This window comes from Microcoleus sp., from assembly GCF_049646505.1.
Lineage (GTDB): Bacteria > Cyanobacteriota > Cyanobacteriia > Cyanobacteriales > Microcoleaceae > Microcoleus.
The window spans coordinates 1-4,948 of sequence record NZ_JBARVX010000607.1 but is presented as its reverse complement, the minus strand read 5'-3'; the positions used below and the strand labels follow the sequence as shown (position 1 = coordinate 4,948).

The 4,948-nt window shown below is 46.1% G+C and carries 3 protein-coding genes; 2 read left to right on the top strand and 1 reads right to left on the bottom strand.

All coding sequences use genetic code 11. The features are described from left to right. The coding region (locus WBA89_RS28385; protein ID WP_424409568.1) for a helix-turn-helix domain-containing protein at positions 1-66 on the bottom strand (66 nt) is incomplete at its 3' end. A gap of 1,614 nt (positions 67-1,680) precedes the next feature. Between WBA89_RS28385 and grpE the strand changes: the two genes are divergently transcribed. Continuing rightward, the gene (gene grpE / locus WBA89_RS28380; protein WP_424410963.1) at positions 1,681-2,469 is read left to right on the top strand and encodes a nucleotide exchange factor GrpE; all 789 of its coding nucleotides are present in this window, start codon (positions 1,681-1,683) and stop codon (positions 2,467-2,469) included. Positions 2,470-2,982: 513 nt separating this feature from the next. After that, a partial coding sequence (dnaK, locus tag WBA89_RS28375; RefSeq protein WP_424410962.1) for a molecular chaperone DnaK occupies positions 2,983-4,948 on the top strand: 1,966 nt, incomplete at its 3' end.

Below are 4,948 nucleotides of genomic sequence, written 5' to 3'. Positions count from 1 at the left end.
ATCCATCCACTCAAAAAGCGACTGCGCTTGAGCGACGGTTGGATAGATTCGGTAGCGGTAATTCATGGTTAACATTTCACTACCATAGCACATTTAGTGACGAGTATGTCTCTGGTAAATATAAAGCTGTCCTAGAAGGACGGGGTTTTCGACCCAATTTTCTGATAATATTTGCCGCACCGTTAATCTCTGCATCGATCGGCAGCGCGCGTCTTAGAACAGTACAAACCTCCTTTGATTCGCTTACCTGAAAGCTGCAAACTGTCTGGTTTTTACCGACTACTGCTGGCACAACTTCTCCGTCTAAAAAACTCGATTTAGATTTGTAGCACTTGTCTCGTTCTACAAATCGCCATTTTTTTAAATCGCCCTCTTGCTGGAGTCTATCTTTGACTTTAGCTGTCGGTATTCGGACAAAGTTCGGGTAGGTCGCTTTACCCCTATTATAGCCTTTCTCAGAAAGATGAGGTGCTCTCGCGGGCCTAAAAGCATCGGGCCTAAAAGCATCGGGCCTAAAAGCATCGGGCCTAAAAGCATCGGGCCTAAAAGCATACCTCACCTTTGTGAGAACCGCTATAACTTCTTAGTTCTGAACTTTATTCCAACCAAAGACTGTGACACTGACTTGGTAATTTTCGGAACAATCTATAATTGTTATGACTGCTTTCTTTTCCGCATCTCTCATCCTCCTTATAGCGCGAGCCTCCGAGAAATTTTGCAGCCTTACGGACGAGAAACCTTGAGGTATCTTAAGTTTGGCGCGTTCTGATTGAATCCTAGATTTTCCATTATTGAACCGCTGCTTCCAAAACTTCAACTTGTGAGCGTTAACTATCAAAGGTTTACCGTTACTATAAACGCAAGTTAACCAGTTGTTGATGCGGCAGTATCTTCCCAAAATACCTGTTGCTTCGAGACGGGAACTAGGAGTTGGTTCGGTGAAAGATTTGCGGACGTATAATATCCCAAATTTGCAGGTTGTGCATTTTTTTTTGAGTTTGTATATCTGATATTTTTTCACTTCTTATGGTAAACTTAGTCAGAGAGTATCTGTCCGAAGAGGTTCTTTAACTTTGTTTTTAAGAAGCAATACAGCTAGATAATAAACTACTTTAAAAGCTTGTCCGGGATATGATAACTCATACATTTTTCCTTTTTTTTCTATAATTTTTGCAACCTCGATTTTGGGTTGATTTCTCCTGTTTTTCCTAATTTTTATAAAATTTGGAAAAAACTAAAAAATTTAGCAACAGATTTGAGATGACTTTGTGCCGTTTGAGAGTAAAGCAGTCCGCTATTTTTGTTGATATTGGTTGTTTTGTAAAGTTCAAAATATTTAACTGCACTTTTATTGTTAACGTACCGCTGCCGACTTGCTTCGTAAATTCCAACATTAAACGGGTTGTTAGACTATCTTACAATTTGAGCGAGAATGCGTTGTCGAGTTCTGTTAAATGCCATAAATCTTTTTGTACTGCATATATGTTTTTCCGCCTCCCTTGACTAATTTTACTCGGATTTGGTAAATATCTAATCCGGTATACTTTAGTCTCCTTTGCCCTTTCATCCCTGGAGTTTAGTCGCAGGGTTTTTATGGAATTTTTTATAAATTATAGTTCTCTAGATTTACCGGGTTAAGTGTATCTGCTAGAATAGATGGGGTTCTGTCGTGTAGTTTTTATGATTGAAGAGGAAAAACAGCAAGATCGAGATCCTAACTCAACTGGGGAAACCCCAGAGGGCTCGCCAATGGCAAGCGAAACTCCGCCAGCACCAGCAAGCTCAAATGGATCTGCCGATTGGGAGCTAGAACTTGCTCAAGCTTATCAAAGTGCTCGGGGAGGCTCCCCGGCCAACGAATCTGGATCTACCGTCACAGTTGGTTCCACCAACAGCCCGACAGTAGACGGGGCAGATTCTTTGAAAAGGGAAGCCGCCCAATCTAGAGATGAAAAAGAGGCTTTGAAAACTCAGTTGCAAGCCGCATCTGCTCAAGTAGAAGAGCTGAAAAATCAAAATCTCCGCTTAGCAGCAGATTTTGACAACTTCCGCAGGCGCACCCAAAAGGAAAAAGAAGAGTTAGATTTACAGGCAAGATGTGACACGATTAAGTCGATCTTACCGGCGATCGACAATTTCGAGCGCGCTCGATCGCACATCAAGCCGCAAAACGACGGCGAAATGAACATTCACAAAAGCTACCAAAGCGTTTACAAGCACATGGTAGATAGCCTCAAGCAAATCGGGGTTTCTCCGATGCGCCCCGAAGGCGAACAGTTCGATCCCAACTTCCACGAAGCTCTACTGAGCGAACCAAGTGACGAACACGAGGAAGGAACAATCATTCAAGAACTAGAACGCGGCTACATTCTGGGCGATCGCGTCTTGCGACACGCCAAAGTGAAGGTTGCAGCGCCTGGGATATCTGTGGTAGCCTCAGATGAAAATCTCGATAGTTCGGAAAGTTAATCGGGATACAAGCTACTGCATTCCTCGAACTTACAGACCCCCGAATAGAATTCGGGGGCCCGAAGGTGGCAGACTCACCAACTTCTTAATTCAGGACTAAAAGCAGATTGGCGCTTTCTTAACAAATTCTGAAAAATGTTTTAACCCGCCCAAAAACGGGTACAATCCCCCGACTCATACCATGTTTGATTTGCAATTTTCGAGGGAAATGACTGACTGCATAAAGGTTTGGAATACAGACCGATAGTTGCATTCTTTCTTTTAACTGGTATTAATTCGTGTCGGTTCCCAAAATTGAGACTTTTGTTCGACCGCCCAAATTAATCGGTGAAGTAAATCGAAAATTATTCAATTTTTCAATCGACAGACCCGTATTTGATATTGCCTGATGACACTAAGTCTATTTCCTACAAATCCGATCGGGTAATGCTTGTTAAAACAAGCTAGTCGTTTTTCATCCCCCAACTTGCAGTTGGAGGTTTCCAAACATCCCACAAAGTTTTATGAGGCGCTATGGGAAAAATTATTGGAATTGACTTAGGCACGACTAACAGTTGCGTAGCTGTGTTAGAGGGCGGTAAACCCGTCGTGATCGCCAATTCCGAGGGCGGCCGCACAACTCCGAGCATCGTAGGATTTGGCAAAGGGGGCGATCGCTTAGTCGGTCAACTAGCCAAACGGCAAGCTGTAACTAATGCTGTAAATACTGTGTACAGCATCAAACGATTTATCGGGCGCAGGTGGGACGACACCGAAGCAGAAAGGTCCCGCACTCCCTATACCTGCATCAAAGGCAAAGACGACACCGTTAACGTCCAAATTCGGAACAAGGTTCACACTCCCCAAGAAATCTCGGCAATGGTACTCCAAAAGCTGAAGCAAGATGCTGAAGCTTATTTGGGACAAGCTGTTACCAAAGCGGTGATTACAGTACCAGCTTACTTCACAGACGCCCAGCGGCAAGCTACTAAAGACGCCGGTACGATCGCGGGTTTAGAAGTCCTGCGGATCGTCAACGAACCGACGGCGGCCGCCCTTTCCTACGGACTCGACAAGCAAAATATCGAACAGAAAATCTTGGTTTTTGACCTCGGCGGCGGTACTTTCGACGTTTCGATCCTGCAACTGGGAGACGGAATTTTTGAAGTCAACGCCACCGCAGGTAACAACCATCTCGGCGGAGATGACTTTGACGACTGCATAGTGCAGTGGCTGGTAGAAGCTTTCCGCACTCAAGAAGGCAGCGACCTCTCAAAAGACAAAATGGCCTTGCAGCGCCTCCGAGAAGCAGCGGAAAAGGCGAAAATCGAACTTTCTCTCTCGCAATCCACCTCCATAAATTTGCCGTTCATCTCCTCGGATGAAAAAGGGCCGAAGCATTTGGAAATGGATCTCTCTAGATCTCAGTTTGAAAAACTGGTGGGTCATTTGGTGCAAGCGACGATCGATCCGGTGACTCAAGCCCTCAAAGACGCAAGTCTGACCCCCAAAGACATAGACAGGATTATTTTAGTCGGAGGATCAACCAGAATTCCGGCAGTTCAAGAGGCAATTAGCAAATATTTTGGCGGGATGTCTCCTGATAAATCGGTGAATCCCGACGAAGCTGTAGCCGTAGGCGCGGCAGTTCAAGCCGGGGTGTTGGGCGGCGAAGTCAAAGATTTGCTGCTGCTAGACGTGACTCCCCTCTCTCTGGGACTCGAAACCCTCGGCGGGGTGTTCACCAAAGTAATCGAGCGCAATACAACTATCCCCACCAGTCGATCGCAAATGTACAGCACGGCTGCAGACGGGCAAACAGGAGTAGAAATTCACGTGCTCCAAGGCGAGCGCGCACTGGTTAAAGACAATAAAAGTCTCGGTAAATTCCTGCTCAAAGGCATTCCCGCAGCCCCCCGCGGCGTACCTCAAATCGAAGTTACCTTTGAAATCGATGCTAACGGCATTCTCAAAGTGGCAGCCGAAGATAAAGGAACCGGAAAAGAACAAAGCATCCAAATCTCCAATACAGGTGGATTGAGCGAAACCGAAGTCGAGCGGATGCGACAAGAAGCCGAACTCTACGCCGATGAGGATATCAAGCGCGCTCAACTCGTCGAACTCAAAAATCAAGCCGACACCCTGGTCTATAATTGTGGTGTCACTTTGAAAACCAACGCGAAATTGCTGGGCGACGACCTCAAAACCGCAGCCGAAACAGCAGCAGCAGCCTTGCAGGAATCGATGGCTAACCCCGACATCACAGGCGAGGAACTAACCGAGCAAATCGAAGCTTTCAAGCAACTGCTATACTCCCTCGGAACGGCAGTCTACGACCAAGCCCGCAGCGGGGCAGACCCGTCAGGAGATCTGGTTGAAAGCGAGATGATGTCAGAAGTAGAATCAGAAGTAGAAGAAGTTGCAGCTAGCTCCGACAGCATTTTGCTGACAGAAGAGCTGCTGGTGGCGCCCCAAGCTCCGCCCTCAGCTCCACCGCAAC